Source organism: Streptomyces malaysiense (assembly GCF_000980885.2).
GTDB lineage: Bacteria > Actinomycetota > Actinomycetes > Streptomycetales > Streptomycetaceae > Streptomyces > Streptomyces malaysiense.
In genome coordinates, this window is sequence record NZ_LBDA02000129.1 from 1 (window position 1) to 17,900 (window position 17,900).

Sequence of the window (17,900 nt, forward strand, 5' to 3'; positions counted from 1 at the left end):
ATCGACGCCATCAACCGATTCCGGCTCTGAACGTCCGGGAGCGAAGCCGATGAAGACCAGAGGGGCAGACGTGCAGGACACAGCGGGACTCGGCCGTACCGTCGGAATCGTGGGACTCGGTTCGGTCGGCGAGGCGTTGCTGAACCTGGCGGCCGCCACCGGGTGCCCCGTGGTCGGCGTGGACCGCGACCCCGTCGTCATCGCCAGGGTCGAGCAACGCCTCAAGCGCACGGACGCCGGCGAAAGGGGTCGGTCCGTCTCCTGGAAGCTGTCCGCCGACATCACCGCGCTGGCCGACGCCGCTGTCGTGGTGGAGGCGGTGGCCGAGGACCCCGGCGCCAAGCGCGACGTACTCCGCCGGCTGCGTCAGGTCTGCCCACCCGACACCGCCGTCCTCACCACGACCGCCTCGCTGCCGCTCCTCCCCCTCGCTGCCGCCGCGGGGTGTCCCGAGCGGATCGCCGGCCTGCGGCTGCTGCGCCCGCCGGCGGTCGGCGGGTGCGCCGAGGTCGTCCGCACGTCACTGACGTCCGACGAAACCGGGGAACTGGCGGAACGCCTGGTGACGGCCATCGGTCTCGAACGCGCCGCTCTCGGGCACCGGGCGAGCGGCTTCGCCGCACGGCTCGTCCACCTGTACCTCAACCGCGCCGCGGCCATGGTCGAGGAGGGGTTCGCCTCCCCCGGCGACGTCGACACCGCCATGCGACTCGGGTGCGGACTGCCGTCCGGCCCGCTGGAACTGATCGACGAACTGGGCGTGGACGAGGTGCACGGCCGCCTGGAGTCCCACTGGAGGCGCACCGGCGCGGAAGCCTTCCGCCCGGCGCCGCTGCTGACCTCGATGCTTCGCGGGGGCACCCTGGGCAGGAAGACCGGCCAGGGCTTCCACCGTTACGACGACGGGGATCTGCCGGGCGAGCGGACCGCCGACGAACTCCGGCGTACCGGCTCCCCGTCATCCGGCGAGCCGGTACGCCATGTCGGCGTGTTCGGTTCCGGCACGATGGCCCGCGGGATCGCGGAGGTGTGTGCCGCGTCCGGCCTCCGCACCACCTTGGTGGCCCGCGGCACGGACAAGGCCCGCGACGCCGCGACGGCCGTCGAGGCATCGCTGGTCAAGGCGGTGCGCCGGGGCAGGATCACCCCGGCGCTGAAGAAGGACGCGTTGGCCGCGCTCACCACCACCGACGACGTCTCGGCGCTCGCCGGCTGCGACCTGGTCGTCGAGGCTGTCGCGGAGGACCTCGACGTCAAGCGCGGCGTCTTCGCACGGCTCGGGGCGGTGTGCCGGCCCGGTGCGATTCTGGCCACCATCACCTCCAGCCTGTCCGTCGCGGACTGTACGGCTCCGGCCGACCGGCCCGCGGAGACGCTCGGCCTGCACTTCTTCAACCCCGCGCCCGTGATGAGGCTGGTGGAGCTGGTACGGACGCCGGACACGGCCGCACAGGTGGCGGACGCGGCCCGCGAGTTCTGCGCCGGCCTCGGCAAGGTCCCCGTGGCCTGCCCGGACCGGGCCGGTTTCATCGTCAACCGCCTCCTCTTCCCCTATCTCACGGACGCGGTGCGGCTGTCGGACGACGCCGCTCTCGACGTCGTGGAGCTCGACACCGCGGTGGAGCGGGGGTTCGGGTATCCGATGGGACCGTTCACCCTGCTCGACACCATCGGCCTGGACATCTCCCTGGCCATCATGGAGCGCCTGCACGCCGAGTTTCCCGGGGCCGGCTGCGAGCCCCCGGCCCTGCTCCGGGAACTGGTGGACGAGGGCTGTCTGGGACGGAAGTCGGGCCGGGGCCTGCGCCGGGCCTGAGCCGTCGCTCAGCCCCCGTCCGGCCCCGCTGAGTCGAACGCCGCGGAGAGCTCCGCCCGGCCCCGCAGCCGCAGCTTCCGGTAGATGCGCGTCAGATGCTGTTCGACGGTGCTGGGGTGACCCCGAGCCGCTCGGCGATCTCCCGGTTGGTGAGACCGTCCTGGGCGAGCCGGGCCACCCGGTGTTCGGCCCTGCTCAGCGCCGGGCGGACGGGCGCGGACGTCAGGAAGGCCGCGGAGGACTTCCTGCCGCCGTACATGCCTCCCGCCCTGGTGACCGTGTGGGACGCACTGCCCCTGACGGCGAACGGGAAGGCGGACCGCGCCGCACTGGCCCGGCACGAGGGGGAGCCGGACACGGAGGAGGGCGACGTCCGCTCTGCCACCGGGGAGGAACGGGCCCTGCTCTCCGTGTGGAAGGACTTCTTCGGGACGCCCTCGCTCTCCGTCCTGGACAACTTCTTCGAACCGGGCAAAGACACCCTGCGGGCCGTGCGTCTGATGGCAGTGGTGCGGAAGGAACTGGGCGTGTCATTGCCCGTCTCGACGCTGTTCTCGGCGCCGGCGGTCCGGGCACTGGCGGCCCGCGTACCGAAGTCGCGCGTGCCCGCGTAGCCGCACCGGTGTCCGGCCGGTGCCGGTGGCACCGGCCGGGCACGTGCGCCGAACGGCACAGGGGCGCCTGAGAGACGTGCGGACCCACCGTGGCCGCCCGGGTCTCGCTCGGCGACCGGGCGCGCGGGGCCGGGCCGCCCGGCCCGGCGGTCGGCGTCCCGTCCTCACGTGGTGAAGACGAGACTGACGTTGTGTCCGCCGAACCCGAACGAGTTGGCCAGCGCGGCGGTCCACCGGCCGGTGCGCGGCTCACCGCGCACCACGTCCAGTTCCACGCGCGGGTCGAGTTCGTCGAGGTTGCGCGTGGCCGGCACCGTGCCGTCCCGGAGCGCGAACAGAGCGGCCATGGCGCCCACCGTCCCCGACGCGCCCATCATGTGACCGGTCATCGACTTCGTCGCCGTCACCGCGGCGTGGCCGCCGATCGCCCGGCCGATCGCCTCGGCCTCCGCCAGGTCACCGGACTCCGTCGAGGTGGCGTGGGCGTGCACGACCCCGATGTCCGCCGGGTCCAGTCCGGCGTCGCGCAGGGCCAGTTCGATGGCGAAGCTCTGGCCGTCCGCGTCGGAGGACGTGATGTGGTTCGCGCTGGAACTCACGGCACTGCCGGCCAGCGTGCCGTGGGCACGCCCGCCACGGGCGCGGGCGAACTCGGCGCGTTCGAGCACCATCATCCCCGCGCCCTCGCCCATGACGAACCCGGACCGCTCGACGTCGAACGGGCGGGACACGGTCTCCGGGTCCACGGACCGCGTCGACAGCGCCTTCATCTGGGCGAACGCCGCGATGGTGAAGGGGTGCAGACAGGCCTCCACCCCACCGGCGACGACCACGTCCGCCCGCCCGTTGCGGATCAGGTCCTGTCCCAGGGCGAGGGCCTCCGCCCCGGACGCACAGGCACTCACCGGAGTCCTGGCGCCGCCCTTCGCGCCCAGGTCCATGCTCACCCAGGCGGCCGGCCCGTTGGGCATCAGCATGGGGACCGCGAACGGCGACAGCCGGCGGATCCCCGCGCGTTCGAAGATGTCGTCCTGCCCCAGCGTGGTGAGGACGCCGCCGGTCCCCGTACCGATGACGACGGCCAGTCGCTCCGGTTCGACCTGCGGGGCACCGGCGTCCTGCCAGGCTTCGCGCGCGCTGAGGAGGGCGACCTGCTCGCCGCGGTCCAGCTTCCTGGCCTCGGTCCTCGGAAGCAGGGAGGCGGGGTCCACCATGAGTCCGGCCGCGACGTGCACGGGCAGGTCCGCGGCCCACTCCTCCTCCAGGAAACGCACCCCCGACTTACCGTCCAGCAGCCCCGACCACGACGACGGCGCATCGGCTCCCAGCGGCGTCATCGCACCGACGCCCGTCACCAGCACACGACCGTTACGGGTCACACGAGCCTCCTTGAATTTTGTAGATACTACATAGCGCTCGACCTGCCTTCACGGGGATCATGCCAGCCTTCAAAAGGGAAATCTGGACAGGAGCCGACCGATTTGAGAGCACGGGATTGTGTCGTTCCGACAACTGGGTGCTCTCAGACGGGAGTACGTACGCCGACGGTGTCCCGCGGCCGGTCCCCGGTTCAGCCGTCCTGGTTCAGCCGTCCTGGTTCCGCCTGCGGCCGAGGCTGAGCAGGGTGTACACCAGCAGGGCGGAGGCGAGGCCGACGGCCCAGCCGTAGTCGGCCAGGGGCTTGAGGAACGGGATGAGGCCGTCGACGGGGAAGGGGCCCTGCTTGACGCCCTTGACCACGGTGGAGTACGAGCCGCCGACCGCCAGGACGCCGCCGATCACGAAGGCGGCCACCGCGCGCGGATTCCAGCCTCCGGTGTACCAGTAGCGGCCTTCGGACCGGTACAACTCCCCCAGCGCCAGGCGCGTACGGCGCACGATCCAGTAGTCGGCGACGAGGACGCCGGCCACGGTGCCGAGCATCCCGCCCACGAACCCGAGCCAGGTGTAGATGTACACGTGCGGGTTGGCGATCAGTTTCCACGGCATGATCAGGATGCCGACCACGCCGGTGATCAGCGCGCCGGTGCGGAAGCTGACCAGTCGCGGCAGCAGGTGCGACAGGTCGTACGCCGGGGAGACGACGTTTGCGGCGATGTTCACCGACAAGGTCGCCACCATCACGATCAGCAGCGCGAACAACGCGCCGACCGTGTTGCTCATCTTCGCGCTCAGCGCGATCGGGTCCCAGATCGGTGCCCCGTAGACGGCCTGGGAACCGGACGTCACGAGCACCGACAGGACGGCGAACAGCGACATCGTGGTCGGCAGGCCCAGGGCCTGGCCCCACAGCTGGGCGCGCTGGCTGCCGCCGAAGCGCGTGAAGTCGGGGATGTTCAGCGACAGCGTGGCCCAGAAGCCGATCATGCCCATCAGAGCGGGGAAGAACACCTTCCAGAACCCGCTCCCCCAGCCCAGGCCGGAGGGCTGGTCCAGCAGCGGGCCGAAGCCGCCCGCCTTGTCCGTCATGACCCCCAGCAGCACCAGCGCGCCGACGATCACCAGCGGCGCCGCCCAGTTCTCCACCCTGCGCAGCGTCTCCATGCCGCGGGTGATGATGGCGACCTCGACGAGCCAGAACACCCCGAACGACAGCCACTGCGTCCACGGCGTGCCCCCGATCGAGCCGGCGTGCAGCCAGCCGTGCCCGAACAGCTTGCCGGCCAGCAGGAAGATGCCCTCCCCGCCGATCCACGTCTGGATGCCGAACCAGCAGCACGCCACCGCCGCCCGCACCATCGCCGGCAGGTTCGCCCCGCGCACCCCGAACGACGCCCGCGCGAACACCGGGAACGGAATCCCGTACTTGGTGCCGGCATGACCGGTCAGCAGCATCGGCACCAGCACGATCACGTTCGCCAGGGCGATCGTCAGCACCGCCTGCTTCCAGTCCATCCCCAGCGCCACCAGCCCCGAGGCCAGCGTCCACGACGGGATGCAGTGCGCCATCCCCACCCACAGGGCGAGGTAGTTGTAGGTCCCCCACGTCCGGCGGGCGATCGGGACCGGTGCCAGGTCCGCGTTGGCGAAACGCGAGTCGTCCAGCACTCCCGGATCGGACAGCGCGACCCGGCCGTCCGGGTACACCTGCTGCGTGACGGCCGGATCGGCCAGGCTTCTTCCACTGGAGGACATCGGGACCACCTCGTATCGCGGGACTCGTGTGACGATGCGGACCCCCGGGAAGCTCGACTCGTCCCCGGGAGCGCGACCAGCAAGGGAGGGGGCGGCCGGCCGCACCGGCGGACGCGGCCGCCGGCGGGCATCGGCCCGCCCCGGGCGTCAGCCGCGCGCGGCGGGCGGACGCTCGCGCGACCGGCGCGGCCGGCGACGAGATCGCCGGGCGGCACCGGGCGGCGCGGTAGGTGTCCGCTCTCGCGCGGCCCGCGGCGCGAAGACGTCGCGCGTCGTCCGCGTGCGCCGGCCGGCCGGGACCGGCGGCAGGCCCTCGCCGGCGTCGCGGCCGCTGGAGTGCGGAGCGCCGGGGGTGCCGGGGGCGGTCCGCACCCGCCCTCCGGCGAGGGTGACTCGGACCGGCGGTGGTATGTGCGTGAGAGCGGTGTCGGTCATGGGCGGGCCCCGATCGGGGATGAGGCGGGTCGGCGAAGGCCGCTGCGGGCACCGGCCCCTCCCCGCGGGGAGGCGGGGAGGGGTGACCAGGGGGGCGGGGCCGGGGTGGCCCCCGGGGGCCAGGCGTGGACGAACGGGAGTCGTACGGCTATGAGTTGACGGCCGGGATCACCGTCGTGCCGTAGGCGTCGATGGTGGCCTCCTGCGCGTCGTGCATGTCGTACAGCGCGAACTGGTCGACGCCCAGGGCGCGCAGCGCGGTCAGCTTCTCGATGTGCCGCTCGGGCGGGCCGATGAGGCAGAAGCGGTCCACGATCTCGTCGGGCACGAACTCGGTGTCGGGGTTCCCGCTGCGCCCGTGGTGGGCGTAGTCGTAGCCCTGCCGGGACTTGATGTACTCGGTGAGCTCCTCCGGGACCTGGGCGGAGTGTTCGCCGTACTTGGACACCAGGTCGGCGACGTGGTTGCCGACCATGCCGCCGAACCAGCGGCACTGGTCGCGGGCGTGGGCGAGGGCCTCGGGCGAGTCGTCGGCGGTGACGTACGCCGGTGCCGCCACGCAGACGCTGACCTCGGCGGGGTCGCGGCCGGCCGCCTCCGCCGCGTCCTTGACGGCCTTCACCATGTACTCGGTGAGGTAGAGGTCGGCCAGCTGGAGGATGAAGCCGTCGGCCTCCTCACCGGTCATCTTCAGCGCCCTGGGCCCGTACGCGGCCATCCAGACGGGGAGCCGGGCCCCCTGCCTGACCCAGGGGAACTTGACGACCGCGCCGCCGCCGAGGTCGGCGGAGTCGCCCCGGCCGAGGGCGCGGATCACCTTGATGGCCTCGCTTATGCGGGCGAGGGTGTTCGGCTTGCGGCCCGCTACCCGCATCGCGGAGTCGCCGCGGCCGATGCCGCACACGGTGCGGTTGCCGAACATGTCGTTGAGGGTGGCGAAGGTGGAGGCGGTGACCTCCGGGGTGCGGGTGGACGGGTTGGTGACCATCGGCCCGACGGTCAGCCGCTCGGTCCGCGCGAGGATCTGGCTGTAGATCACGAACGGCTCCTGCCACAGCACGGCGGAGTCGAAGGTCCAGCCGTGGCTGAAGCCGTTGTGCTCGGCCCGCCGCATGAGGTCGATGACGCGGGAGGCCGGCGGGTCGGTCTGCAGGACGAGTCCGAAGTCCATGGGCGCTGCTCCTAGTCGAGGTACTGGCAGGTGGAGCGCGGGGTGTAGACGCCGTGTCCGGCGTGCCCGGTGTACTCCCGCCGGTCGATGACGGTCTCGCCGCGCGAGAGGACCGTCTCCACCCGGCCGGTGATCCGCCTGCCCTCGTACGCCGAGTAGTCGACGTTCATGTGGTGCGTCTCGGCGGAGATGACCTGAGAGGCGCCCGGGTCGTAGATCACCACGTCGGCGTCGGCGCCCGGGGCGATGGTGCCCTTCTTCGGGTACAGGCCGAACATCCGCGCCGGGGTGGCGCAGGCGATCTCGATCCAGCGGCGGCGGGAGATGTGTCCGTCGACGACGGCCTGGTGGAGGAGGTCCATGCGGTTCTCCACGCCCGGCATCCCGTTGGGGATCTTGGAGAAGTCGCCGCGCCCCAGTTCCTTCTGGCCGCTGAAGCAGAACGGGCAGTGGTCGGTGGAGACCACCTGGAGGTCGTTCGTGCGCAGGCCCCGCCAGAGCGCCGCCTGGTGCTCCCTCGGCCGCAGGGGCGTCGAGCACACGTACTTGGCGCCCTCGAAGTCCGGCTCGGCGAGGTTGTCGGTGGACAGGAACAGGTACTGCGGGCAGGTCTCGCCGAACACGTTCAGCCCGTCGTCGCGGGCCCTCGTCAGCTCGGCGAGGGCCTCGGCGGCCGAGACGTGCACGACGTACAGCGGCGCGCCCGCGACCTGGGCGAGCCGGATGGCGCGGTGGGTGGCCTCGGCCTCCAGCAGGGCCTTGCGGACCTCCCCGTGGAAGCGCGGGTCGGTCTCGCCGCGGGCGAGGGCCTGTTCGACCAGGACGTCGATGGCGATGCCGTTCTCGGCGTGCATCATGATCAGGCCGCCGTTTCCCGCGGCCCGTTGCATGGCGCGCAGGATCTGGCCGTCGTCGGAGTAGAAGACCCCGGGGTAGGCCATGAACTGCTTGAAGGAGGTCACGCCCTCCTCGACGAGGAGGTCCATCTCGTTGAGCGTCTCCTCGTTCACATCGGAGACGATCATGTGGAAGGCGTAGTCGATCGCGCAGTTGCCCTCGGCCTTCTCGTGCCAGGCGTCCAGGCCCTCGCGCAGGGTGTGCCCGACGCTCTGGATGGCGAAGTCCACGATCGTGGTCGTACCGCCCCAGGCCGCGGCGCGGGTGCCGGTCTCGAAGGTGTCGGCGGCGTAGGTGCCGCCGAAGGGCATCTCCATGTGGGTGTGGCCGTCGACGCCGCCGGGGATGACGTACCTTCCGGTGGCGTCGATGGTCTGGTCGGCGGTGAACGCGGCGGCGGCCGGGGTGCCGGACGCCGCGAGGGCGGCGATGCGGCCGTCCTCGATGAGGACGTCGGCGTGGATCTCGTCGGACGCGGTGACGACGAGACCACCGCGGATGATTTTTCGGCCGGGCATTGGTCCTCTCCCGTGGTCGGCTGCGGGTGGGTCGTGGCTGGTCGAGCCCGCGCGACGAAGGCCGCGTCGGATACGGCCCCGCGCCCCTGGGGGCGTCCTACGGCGCCGTCAGCGGCGAGTACGCGCCCGGGGCGCGGTCCCGGTAGAACTGCCAGCGGTCGCGGACCTCGCGGAGTTTGGCCATGTCCAGGTCGCGGACGACCAGTTCGGAATCCTTGTCACTCGCGACCTCGCCGACGTACTGGGCCTCGGGGTCCACGAAGTAGGTGGTGCCGTAGAAGTCGTTGTCGCCCAGGTCCTCCACGCCGACCCGGTTGATCGCGCCGACGAAGTACTCGTTGGCGACGGCTGCGGCCGGCTGCTCCAGCTGCCACAGGTACCTGGACAGGCCGCGGGAGGTGGCCGAGGGGTTGAAGACGATCTCGGCGCCTTCGAGGCCGAGCGCCCGCCAGCCCTCGGGGAAGTGGCGGTCGTAGCAGATGTAGACGCCGATCCGGCCGACCGCGGTGTCGAAGACGGGCCAGCCGCTGTTGCCCGGCCGGAAGTAGAACTTCTCCCAGAATCCCTGCACTTGGGGGATGTGGGTCTTGCGGTACTTGCCGAGGTAGGTGCCGTCCGCGTCGATCACGGCGGCGGTGTTGTAGAGGACGCCCGGCTGCTCCTCCTCGTACATCGGCAGGATCAGGACGATGCCGAGGGCGCGGGCGAGGGACTGGAAGCGCTGGACGGTCGGACCCTCGGGGATCCGCTCGGCGTAGTCGTAGAACGCCTTGTCCTGGACCTGGCAGAAGTAGGGGCCGTAGAACAGCTCCTGGAAGCACAGGACCTGGGCGCCCTGCGCGGCCGCGTCGCGGACCGCCTGCTCGTGGACCTGGATCATGGATTCCTTGTCCCCGGTCCAGGCGGTCTGGAAGAGGGCGGCACGGATCACTCGGCTCATCGGGACCTCCGGTAGCTGGGTGTGCGGTGAGCCTAGGAAGCGGACGGGCCGGCTTCGACGGGCAGCGTGTCACGTCCCCGGGGGCTGGGCATGCCACCGTGTCATGTCTGCGCGGGTCCATGTTTCACCGCCGTTTTCCCAGATGGTCATAGGTTTCAGCGTTGTTGCGCGTCATGCGCGAGCAGCGCGATGTGCACGGAGGCCGCCTGTTCGAAGTCGTCCAGGTCGACCCCGAGCCTGCCCTGTATGGCCTCCAGACGGCGGTAGAGGGCGGGCCGCGAGACATGGTGGAGCCGGGCGGTGCGGGACTTGTTGCGGCCGGTGGCGAGGTAGGTGCGCAGCACTTCGAGCAGCTCGGGCTCGGCCCGGCACAGCAGGCCGTCCAACTCCCTCTCCGCGAAGGACTGCACATGCGGGTTCTCGCGCAACAGGCGTACGAGGCCACGCAGATGGACGTCCTTCAGGCGCACCACGGCGGGCAGACCGAGGGCGGCGGAGGAGCCGGTGACGGCCTCGGCGACATGGCGGGCCTCGCGCAGTCCCGCGGGAACCTCTTCCCAGACGGTGTGCGGGTCGGCGGCGGCGACCACGGCGTCCGGCCGCCCGGTACCTTCGCGCAGCCGGGCCGCGAAGAGCGCGGTGAGGGCGTCGGCGGGCCGGTCGCGCGGGAGGCTGAGCAGTACGGCGGTCACCCCGTCGGCCAGCTCGGCGGCGAGCCCGGACAGGCCCAGCACCCGCAGCAGCCGGTCCAGTACGGCGGGTGCGGCGTCGGGGACGACGAGCGGCACGAAGGTGCGCAGGTTGACCGGCAGCCCGGCGGCGCGGGCGCGCGGCAGCAGCTGCCGGGCCGGTACGACACCGGAGACGAGGTCGGTCAGCAGGCTCTGCGCGGACTGCTCCTCCCAGCTCAGCGCGGAGCCGCCGAGCATGCGGTGCAGCACCAGGGCCTCGGCGGCGCGGTCGGCGAGGAGCCGTCCGGTGGCCGCCTCGCCCCGGTAGCCGCACAGCAGCAGCCGGCCCCAGCGCTCGCCGCGGCCGCCGAGTTCGGCGCTGATCCAGGCGTCCAGGGCGCCGCCGCCGGCCTGCCGGGCGACGCGCTCCCAGTCACGCAGCACGTCGTCCACGGCGGACCGCTCCCCCGCCGTGGCGAGGACGCGGTGGGCGAGGTTGGTGAGGACCACGGGACAGGCGCTGTGCCGGGCGACCTCGTCGAGCAGCCGCTGGAGCGGGGCCCCGGCCGTGATCAGCGCGGTGAGGTCGGTGCGCACCGCCTCGGACAGGCTGACGGCCGCGAACTTCCGCCGTACCAGCCGGGACTGCACCTCCTCGGTCAGCTCGGCGAAGGGGAAGGGGCGGTGCAGCACGACCAGCGGAAGCCCGCAGCGTTCGGCGGCACGGCGCATCACCTCGGGCGGGGCGGGGAAGGCCCGCCCGAGGCCGAGGACCACGGCGGCGGCCTCGGCGCGGTGCAGGGACCGGATGTACTCGGCCTGCCGGGTCTCGTCGCCGGCGAGGAGCACGCCGGTGGTGAGCACCATCTCGCCGCCGGTGAGCATCACGCCCACGTCGGCGGCCTCGGCGACGTGCACCCAGCGCACCGCCCGGTCGAGTCCGCCGGCGCCGGCCACCACCTCGGGCTCCCCGGCGAGCACCCGCTCCAGCGTGAGCACCTGGCGCACGGAGAGGGCGGGTTCCGGCGGGGCGGCGGGGCGGGAGGCGGAGGTGGTGGTCATGGCCGTATCCCCTTGCTCGGCGGTGCCAGGTGTCCCCTTGCTCGTAGCACGCGTTTGTTACGAGTACGCGCTCCTGAGCGCGTCCTCCAGGACGGCGGCGCCCTCCTCGGCCTCCGCGACGGTCAGCGACAGCGGCGGGGCGACGCGCAGGGCGCTGCTGTCGTGGCCGCCGCCCTTGCCGATGAGCAGGCCCCCGGCGCGGGCCGCCTCCAGGACGGCGGAGGCCGCCTGCGGATCGGCCTCGTCGGTGCCCGGCTTCGCCAGCTCGATACCGATCATCAGGCCGCGCCCGCGGATCTCGCGCACCCCGGGCAGCTGGGCGGCGACGCCCCGCAGCCGCTCGATGAGCAGGCCGCCGACCCGGCGGGCGTTGCCCTGGAGGTCGTGGTCGAGGAGGTAGGCGAGGTTGGCGAGCCCGGCGGCCATGGTGAGCTGGGTGCCGCCGAAGGTGGAGATGCTGTTGGCGTCCAGGCAGTTCATCAGTTCGGCGCGGGCGATGACACCGCCGATGGAGGCGCCGTTGCCGATGCCCTTGGCGAAGGTGACGATGTCCGGCGGGCCGCTGCGGGCGTGCGCCTGCCAGCCCCAGAAGTGGTCGCCGGTGCGGCCCCAGCCGGTCTGCACCTCGTCGGAGATCCACAGGATGCCGCGTTCCTTGAGCACGTCCCGGAAGTCGGCGTACAGCCCGTCGGGCGGCGAGGTGAACCCGCCGACGCCCTGGACGGGTTCGGCGATCAGCGCGGCCGGGGGCCGGGTGTGGCCGAGGACGTCCTTGAGGTCGGCGACGCAGGCGTCGGTGAAGGCACGGTCGTCCAGGTGCGCGAAGGGGCCCCGGGTGCGGACACCGCCGTGCACGTACAGGGTCTGGAGCGGGGAGAGGGAGGTCGGGGACCAGGTGCGGTTGCCGGTGATGCCGACGGTGGAGAAGGAACGGCCGTGATAGCTGTTGCGCATGGCCAGGACGGTGTTGGTGCGCCGGTACGAGGTGGCGAGCAGCAGGGCGGTGTCGTTGGCCTCGGTGCCGGAGGTGGTGAAGAAGACGCGGGCGTCGGGGATGCCGCTCACCTGGGCGATGCGCTCGGCGAGTTCCACCATCGGGCGGTTGAGGTAGAGGGTCGAGGAGTGCAGGATGCGCCCGGCCTGCTCGCTGACCGCCTTGGTGACCTCGGGCAGCGCGTGCGCGGTCATGGTGGTGAGGATGCCGCCGAAGAAGTCCAGGTAGCGGTTGCCGTCGGAGTCCCAGACGTGGCGGCCCTCGCCGTGGGTGATCTCGATCGGGTCGTCGTAGTAGAGGGCGAGCCAGTCGGGCATCACCCTGCGGTGGCGGGAGTAGAGGTCGCTCACGGCTGCACCAGCCCTTCGTAGGCGTCGGGACGGCGGTCGCGGTAGAAGGCCCACTGCTGCCGTACATCGTCGATGAGTGCGAAGTCCAGGTCCCGGACGAGGAGTTCCTCGTCCTTGTCGCCCGCGACGTCGCCGACGAACCGGCCGCGGGGGTCCACGAAGTACGACGTCCCGTAGAAGTCGTTGTCCCCGTACTCCTCCTGCCCCACCCGGTTGATGGCGGCGACGAAGTACTCGTTGGCGACGGCGGCGGCGGGCTGCTCCAACTGCCAGAGGTGGGCGGACAGGCTCCGGTGGGTGGCGGAGGGGTTGTAGACCAACTGGGCACCGCCGAGGCCGAGTTGCCGCCAGCCCTCGGGGAAGTGACGGTCGTAGCAGATGTACACGCCGACCTTGCCGACGGCGGTGTCGAAGACGGGCCAGCCCTGGTTGCCGGGGCGGAAGTAGTACTTCTCCCAGAAGCCCTCGACCTGGGGGATGTGGTGCTTGCGGTACTTGCCGAGGTAGGTGCCGTCCGCGTCGATCACGGCGGCCGTGTTGTAGTAGAACCCGGACCGCTCGATCTCGAACACCGGCGCGACGATCACCATCCCGGTCTCCCGCGCGAGGTCCCGCATCCGCCGTACGGTCGGCCCGTCGGGCACGGGCTCGGCCCGGCGGAAGTGCTCCCGGTCCTGGACCTGGCAGAAGTAGGGGGCGTTGAAGACCTCCTGGAACCCGATGATCCGCGCGCCCCGCCGGGCCGCCTCACGGGCGTGCTCCTCGTGTTTCGCCACCATGGACCCGGTGTCGCCGGTCCAGGTGGCCTGGACCAGCGCGGCGCGGACGACGTTGGCCATGAGCTGCTCCTTCGACATGACGTCAGAGCCTCTACGCCCGTAGAGCAGACCGTAGAGGCACGAACGTAAGCCTCCGGGGCCGCCTTGCCAAGACCATCGCCGCCAACCCGCTGGGGCGGGGGCGATTCACACTCCGGTGGGTGAGCGCGGGGCCGCGCCCTCTCAGACGGCCATCGGGGTGCAGTGGACCGCCAGCTCGTCCATCGACAGGCCCAGCACGCCGGCCAGCGCGGCCACCGTGAAGAAGGCCGGGGTCGGGGCGCGGCCCGTCTCGATCTTGCGGAGGGTCTCGGCCGAGACACCCGCCGCGGCGGCGACCTCGACCATGCTGCGGTCGCCGCGCGCCTCGCGCAGCAGCCGCCCGAGCCGCTCGCCGCGCTCGCGCTCTTCGGGGGTGAGGGGGGTGCGGACCATGCGTCCATTGTGCCCGCCACCCTCCCCCGTCGACATACCGCCCTCCTCGGCCACCGGCATGCGGCCAATTAAAATACCGGTATAGTAATTGGCATGGTGGAACTGAAGACGGACGCGTCGATCGACGCGATGCATGCCGCGGGCCAGGTCGTCGGGCGGGCCCTGAGCGCCGTGCGCGAGGCGGCGGACGTGGGAGTCTCGCTGCTGGAGCTCGACGAGGTGGCGCGGGAGGTGCTGCGGGCGGCGGGGGCGGCCTCGCCCTTCCTCGGGTACCGCCCCTCCTTCGCCCCGACCCCCTTCCCCGCGGTGATCTGCGCCTCGGTCAACGACGCGATCGTGCACGGCATCCCCACCGGGTACCGGCTGCGCGACGGCGACCTGGTCTCCGTCGACTGCGGGGCCCTGCTGGACGGCTGGGCCGGCGACTCGGCGATCAGCTTCGTGGTGGGCCGCCCGCGCCCCGAGGACGTACGGCTCGTCGAGACCGCCGAACGGGCACTGGCGGCAGGCATCGCGGCGGCCGTGGCCGGCAACCGCGTCGGCGACATCGCCCACGCCGTCGGCCGGGTCTGCCGTGCGGCGGGCTACGGCGTCCCGCAGGACTTCGGCGGCCACGGCATCGGCCGCCGGATGCACGAGGACCCGGGAGTCCCGAACGAGGGCCGTCCCGGCCGCGGTCTCCCGCTGCGCCCCGGCCTGGTCCTGGCGATCGAGCCGATGCTGATCGGCGGCGGCCGGGACGACTACTACGAGGCCCCCGACGGCTGGACCCTGCGCACGGCGGACGGCTCCCGCGCGGCCCACGCGGAACACACGGTGGCCGTCACGGAGGACGGTCCCCGGGTCCTGACGGCACGCGTGCCGCTCTGACGGGGCGCGGCGTTCCGCGCGCACAGGCGCCGGGACGCCGGGACGCCGAGGCGGAGGGCGCCCCGCCCCGCGGCGCGGCGGCCCGCCACGCCCGGGGCACGGCACGTCCTCGCGCCGCCGTGGGACCGGTTCGGGCTCGGCCGCGAGGCGGCACATCCCCGGACGGCCCGGCACAGGGAAGGTACGACCAGCCCTCGCGCCGACACCGTACGAGGTGTCACACGGCGGCCGGGACGACGCCGATGCCCGCCGGCAGGGCGTCCTCGGTGATGCCCCGGCCGCGCGGAGTGTTCGCGCGGGCGAGGAAGCGCACCCCGTCCCACTGGAGGGCGGTGGCCTCCTCGCCGTGGGGCCGTCCGCCGGAAGAAGGCCGACGCCGTCGTCGTGGCGGACGGCCTCGGTCTCGACGGGCGGGTCGGCCGCCCGCGTCAGATCGCCGATCGCCCGCGGCGCACGACCCACCGCCGGGACCCCGACGACGGCCCGTACCGGCTCCCGCGCGTCCATCGGGCGGCTACCCGCACCGTCACGGTGATCACGGACGGCGCCGGAGCGAGGGGCTCAGCGGCGCCCGAAGGGCCACCAGGAGCGCTTGGGCGCGGGCGGGCAGGCGCATCGCTGGGCGCGCGGCACGCCCGCGAGTACCTGCTCCACATGGTTCCCGCAGCCCGCGTACGTGGCTTTGCCACAGGTCGGACAGGTGATGCGTCGACACATGGTCGACTCCTCGTCTTCGACGTCGTCGCTCCGCGGTCGGGTTGCGCCGCGGTCCGGTGGTTCAGGCTGCCGTCTCCCAGGCGGCGTAGCCGCCGAGGAGGTCGTAGACCTCGGCGCGGCCGCCGTGCCGGATCAGGCTGGCCGCGATGGAGGAGCGGTGGCCGCCGGCGCAGTGCACCACCAGGCGGCCCTCGGCCGGCACCTCGTCGAGGCGCCCGGCGAGTTCGGCCAGCGGGATGTGCAGCGCGCCCTCGATCGAGCGGCCGTCCTCGCGTTCGCCGCAGTTGCGCACGTCGAGCACGACGGGGGGCCGGGCGGAGACGAGTTCCTCGCGCAGCGCGTCGGCGGTCAGCCGCCCGGCCCGGCGCGTCTGCTCGGGGTGGGCGAGGAAGAGCCCCTCGGGGTCGGCCGCGTAGCCCCGGACCCGGTCGAAACCGATGCGCGCGAGGCGGGTGACCGTCTCCTCGGCGCGGCCCTCGGGAGTGACGAGGAGGATGTCGTCCTTCGGGGTCAGGACGCTGCCGGCCTGTTCGGCGAAGCGGCCGTCGAGCGGGACGTTGACCGCGCCGGCCAGGTGACCGTCGGCGAACGCGAACTGGTCGCGCGTGTCGAGGACGACGGCGCCGGCGTCGCGCAGGCGGGCGAACCCGGCCGCGTCGAGCGCGGGAGCGCTCTCCCGGGCCTGGAACAGGTCGCGGTTGCGGCGGTTGAGGTCGGCGTCGTACGAGAAGTAGCCGGGGGCGGCGGACTGGCCCGCGGTGACGAGCCGGACGAAGGTGTCCTGGTCCATGGGGCGGCAGGCGTAGTTGGTCAGGCGCTGGGCGCCGATGGTCGACTGGAGCTCGGTGGAGAGGTTCTTGCCGCACGAGGAGCCGGCGCCGTGGGCGGGGAAGACCCGGACCTCGTCGGGCAGGGCCAGCAGCTTGTTGTGGACGCTGTCGTAGAGCATCGCGCCGAGTTCCTCGGCGGTGACACCGGCGGAGGCGAGCAGGTCGGGGCGGCCGACGTCGCCGATGAACAGGGCGTCACCGGTGAGCACCCCGTAGGGGACGGTGTCCGTGGACTTCTCGAAGACGAGGATGCTGATCGACTCGGGGGTGTGGCCGGGCGTCTCCAGGATCTGGAGGGTGACCTCGCCCAGGGAGATCCGCTCGCCGTCGGCGAGGGGCCGGATGGGGTACTCGGTCACGGCGCGCCGCCCGTAGCCGATCCAGGCGCCGGTGCGCTGGGCCAGCTCCAGGTGCCCGGCGAGGAAGTCGGCGTGGAAGTGGGTGTTGATCACCGCCTCGACGGTGAACCCGTGCGCCTCGGCGTCCGCGACGTACTCGTCCACGTCCCGGCGGGGGTCGATCACGACCGCCTTGCCGCTGGTGGGATCGCCGATGACGTACGCGGCCTGGGACAGGCAGTCGAGGTAGTGCTGGGCGAAGTGCATGGGGTGCCTCCTGGCGCGGGTGGTGCGGAGGGACTGGAATCCCGATATACCCAGGGGGGTATTTGTCAGTGATACCCGTGGGGGTATCAATGACAGGGACTGTATACCCACGGGGGTATTCGGAGGCAAGTCGCCCCGCCGAACCCGGGACAGGCAGGGGGAGATACCCCCGGGGGTACTTGTGCTACGGTGGTTTTATACCCCCGGGGGTAACCCGCACGGAGCGGCTCCGAGCTCTCCGTACGGCCTTCCGGCGGCATGCGGGCCGTGTCACGGCCTCGCGCCGCACGCCCTGGGCGGGACGCGGCGACCGGGTGATCACCCCCGCCGTTCCGCCCCTCCCCGTATTCCGAGAGGTTGTGTGATGTCCCTCTTCCCCACCGGCGAGGACCGTGTCACCGTCGCCGAGGCCTTCCGGCACACCCGGGACAGCGACGCCCCGGCCGTGCTGCTGGACGTGCGCGAGCGGAACGAGTGGGAGGCCGGGCACGCGCCCGGCGCCGTCCACGCGCCGCTGTCCGGCCTGGTGACGGGGGCGGCGCTGCCGAGCGCGGCGCAGGCCCGGCCACTGGTGGTGATCTGCCGCAGCGGTCAGCGCTCCCGGCGGGCCGCGGCGCTGCTGGCCGGGCGTGGGGCGGTGGTGGCGGATGTCGAGGGTGGTATGCGGGCGTGGGCCGCCGCCGGGCACCCGGTCGTGGACGTGCGCGGGAACAGCGGTTCCATAGCATGACCACTCTGATCCTCGCGCTCGTCGCCGGCGCCGTCGTGGGCCTGGCCCTGGGCGGTCTCGGCGGGGGCGGCAGCGTCCTCGCCGTCCCCGCCCTGATCTACCTCCTCGGGTTCACCACGGCCCAGGCGACGACGGCCAGCCTGGTCATCGTCACCCTCACCTCCGTCACCGCGCTGACCGGACACGCCCGGGACGGCAACGTCGCCTGGCGCACCGGCCTGCTGTTCGCCGCCGCGGGCATCGTGCCCGCGATGCTCGCCGGAGCCGCCGCCGGCCATATCCCCCAGGCCCT

16 protein-coding genes are annotated in these 17,900 nt (G+C 72.5%); 5 read left to right on the forward strand and 11 right to left on the reverse strand.

From position 1 onward, the window contains the following. Positions 1 to 109: 109 nt before the first annotated feature. Complete coding sequence (locus VT52_RS34060; protein ID WP_240510004.1) at positions 110 to 1,816, forward strand: 3-hydroxyacyl-CoA dehydrogenase family protein; 1,707 nt, start codon at positions 110 to 112, stop codon at positions 1,814 to 1,816. Between the two features lie 91 nt (positions 1,817 to 1,907). On the opposite strand, the gene VT52_RS39250 is transcribed toward VT52_RS34060, so the two are convergent. Next, positions 1,908 to 2,075 carry a helix-turn-helix domain-containing protein gene (locus VT52_RS39250; RefSeq protein WP_240510005.1) on the reverse strand — a complete coding sequence of 56 codons (168 nt, stop codon included), beginning with the start codon at positions 2,073 to 2,075 and terminating at the stop codon, positions 1,908 to 1,910. On the opposite strand from VT52_RS39250, the gene VT52_RS34065 reads away from it, so the two are divergent. After that, on the forward strand, positions 2,074 to 2,430 hold the full coding sequence (locus VT52_RS34065; protein ID WP_046428627.1) for a phosphopantetheine-binding protein: 357 nt from the start codon (positions 2,074 to 2,076) through the stop codon (positions 2,428 to 2,430). The two genes, VT52_RS39250 and VT52_RS34065, sit on opposite strands and share 2 nt — an antisense overlap. Before the next feature lie 164 nt (positions 2,431 to 2,594). Here the strand turns inward: VT52_RS34065 and VT52_RS34070 are convergent, their stop codons facing one another. The 9 genes from VT52_RS34070 to VT52_RS34110 form a co-directional block, all read right to left on the reverse strand. Continuing rightward, a complete protein-coding gene (locus tag VT52_RS34070; protein ID WP_276207997.1) occupies positions 2,595 to 3,809 on the reverse strand; it encodes a beta-ketoacyl-[acyl-carrier-protein] synthase family protein in 1,215 nt (404 codons plus the stop codon). 205 nt (positions 3,810 to 4,014) lie between these two features. Next, the gene (locus VT52_RS34075) at positions 4,015 to 5,565 is read right to left on the reverse strand and encodes an NCS1 family nucleobase:cation symporter-1 (protein WP_046428630.1); all 1,551 of its coding nucleotides are present in this window, start codon (positions 5,563 to 5,565) and stop codon (positions 4,015 to 4,017) included. Positions 5,566 to 6,148: 583 nt separating this feature from the next. After that, positions 6,149 to 7,171, reverse strand: coding sequence for a TIGR03842 family LLM class F420-dependent oxidoreductase (locus VT52_RS34080; RefSeq protein WP_046428467.1), 1,023 nt, complete (start codon positions 7,169 to 7,171; stop codon positions 6,149 to 6,151). Positions 7,172 to 7,182: 11 nt separating this feature from the next. Further along, positions 7,183 to 8,586, reverse strand: coding sequence for a dihydropyrimidinase (hydA, locus tag VT52_RS34085; protein WP_046428464.1), 1,404 nt, complete (start codon positions 8,584 to 8,586; stop codon positions 7,183 to 7,185). Between the two features lie 97 nt (positions 8,587 to 8,683). Beyond that, on the reverse strand, positions 8,684 to 9,526 hold the full coding sequence (locus VT52_RS34090; RefSeq protein WP_046428460.1) for a nitrilase-related carbon-nitrogen hydrolase: 843 nt from the start codon (positions 9,524 to 9,526) through the stop codon (positions 8,684 to 8,686). A gap of 155 nt (positions 9,527 to 9,681) precedes the next feature. Beyond that, a complete protein-coding gene (locus tag VT52_RS34095; RefSeq protein WP_046428459.1) occupies positions 9,682 to 11,259 on the reverse strand; it encodes a PucR family transcriptional regulator in 1,578 nt (525 codons plus the stop codon). Positions 11,260 to 11,316: 57 nt separating this feature from the next. Then, entirely contained in the window at positions 11,317 to 12,570 is a 1,254-nt protein-coding gene (locus VT52_RS34100) for an aspartate aminotransferase family protein (RefSeq protein ID WP_206306685.1), read from the reverse strand. 29 nt (positions 12,571 to 12,599) lie between these two features. Further along, positions 12,600 to 13,442 (reverse strand): nitrilase-related carbon-nitrogen hydrolase, encoded by an 843-nt coding sequence (locus tag VT52_RS34105; RefSeq protein WP_046428454.1) that lies wholly within the window; start codon positions 13,440 to 13,442, stop codon positions 12,600 to 12,602. Between the two features lie 162 nt (positions 13,443 to 13,604). Beyond that, entirely contained in the window at positions 13,605 to 13,856 is a 252-nt protein-coding gene (locus VT52_RS34110) for a helix-turn-helix domain-containing protein (RefSeq protein ID WP_046428451.1), read from the reverse strand. A 93-nt stretch (positions 13,857 to 13,949) separates the two neighbouring features. On the opposite strand from VT52_RS34110, the gene map reads away from it, so the two are divergent. Then, the gene (gene map / locus VT52_RS34115) at positions 13,950 to 14,726 is read left to right on the forward strand and encodes a type I methionyl aminopeptidase (protein ID WP_046428448.1); all 777 of its coding nucleotides are present in this window, start codon (positions 13,950 to 13,952) and stop codon (positions 14,724 to 14,726) included. Between the two features lie 778 nt (positions 14,727 to 15,504). Here the strand turns inward: map and VT52_RS34120 are convergent. Continuing rightward, entirely contained in the window at positions 15,505 to 16,878 is a 1,374-nt protein-coding gene (locus tag VT52_RS34120; protein WP_046428446.1) for an MBL fold metallo-hydrolase, read from the reverse strand. Between the two features lie 364 nt (positions 16,879 to 17,242). Here VT52_RS34120 and VT52_RS34125 point away from each other — a divergent pair, with 364 nt between their 5' ends. Both VT52_RS34125 and VT52_RS34130 read left to right on the forward strand, forming a co-directional pair. After that, a complete protein-coding gene (locus tag VT52_RS34125; protein WP_107481535.1) occupies positions 17,243 to 17,608 on the forward strand; it encodes a rhodanese-like domain-containing protein in 366 nt (121 codons plus the stop codon). Further along, the coding region (locus VT52_RS34130) for a TSUP family transporter (RefSeq protein ID WP_167377770.1) at positions 17,605 to 17,900 on the forward strand (296 nt) is incomplete at its 3' end. The genes VT52_RS34125 and VT52_RS34130, both read left to right, overlap by 4 nt.

Excerpts from the sequence above, each read along its gene's own strand:
- VT52_RS34120 (WP_046428446.1), bottom strand. The coding sequence starts at position 16,878 with ATGCACTTCGCCCAGCACTACCTCGACTGCCTGTCCCAGGCCGCGTAC.
- VT52_RS34105 (WP_046428454.1), bottom strand. The coding sequence starts at position 13,442 with ATGGCCAACGTCGTCCGCGCCGCGCTGGTCCAGGCCACCTGGACCGGC.
- VT52_RS34110 (WP_046428451.1), bottom strand. The coding sequence starts at position 13,856 with ATGGTCCGCACCCCCCTCACCCCCGAAGAGCGCGAGCGCGGCGAGCGG.
- VT52_RS34080 (WP_046428467.1), bottom strand. The coding sequence starts at position 7,171 with ATGGACTTCGGACTCGTCCTGCAGACCGACCCGCCGGCCTCCCGCGTC.
- VT52_RS34125 (WP_107481535.1), top strand. The coding sequence starts at position 17,243 with ATGTCCCTCTTCCCCACCGGCGAGGACCGTGTCACCGTCGCCGAGGCC.
- VT52_RS34090 (WP_046428460.1), bottom strand. The coding sequence starts at position 9,526 with ATGAGCCGAGTGATCCGTGCCGCCCTCTTCCAGACCGCCTGGACCGGG.
- VT52_RS34100 (WP_206306685.1), bottom strand. The coding sequence starts at position 12,570 with ATGCCCGACTGGCTCGCCCTCTACTACGACGACCCGATCGAGATCACC.
- VT52_RS34095 (WP_046428459.1), bottom strand. The coding sequence starts at position 11,259 with ATGACCACCACCTCCGCCTCCCGCCCCGCCGCCCCGCCGGAACCCGCC.
- VT52_RS34075 (WP_046428630.1), bottom strand. The coding sequence starts at position 5,565 with ATGTCCTCCAGTGGAAGAAGCCTGGCCGATCCGGCCGTCACGCAGCAG.
- VT52_RS39250 (WP_240510005.1), bottom strand. The coding sequence starts at position 2,075 with ATGTACGGCGGCAGGAAGTCCTCCGCGGCCTTCCTGACGTCCGCGCCC.
- hydA (WP_046428464.1), bottom strand. The coding sequence starts at position 8,586 with ATGCCCGGCCGAAAAATCATCCGCGGTGGTCTCGTCGTCACCGCGTCC.
- VT52_RS34065 (WP_046428627.1), top strand. The coding sequence starts at position 2,074 with ATGCCTCCCGCCCTGGTGACCGTGTGGGACGCACTGCCCCTGACGGCG.
- map (WP_046428448.1), top strand. The coding sequence starts at position 13,950 with ATGGTGGAACTGAAGACGGACGCGTCGATCGACGCGATGCATGCCGCG.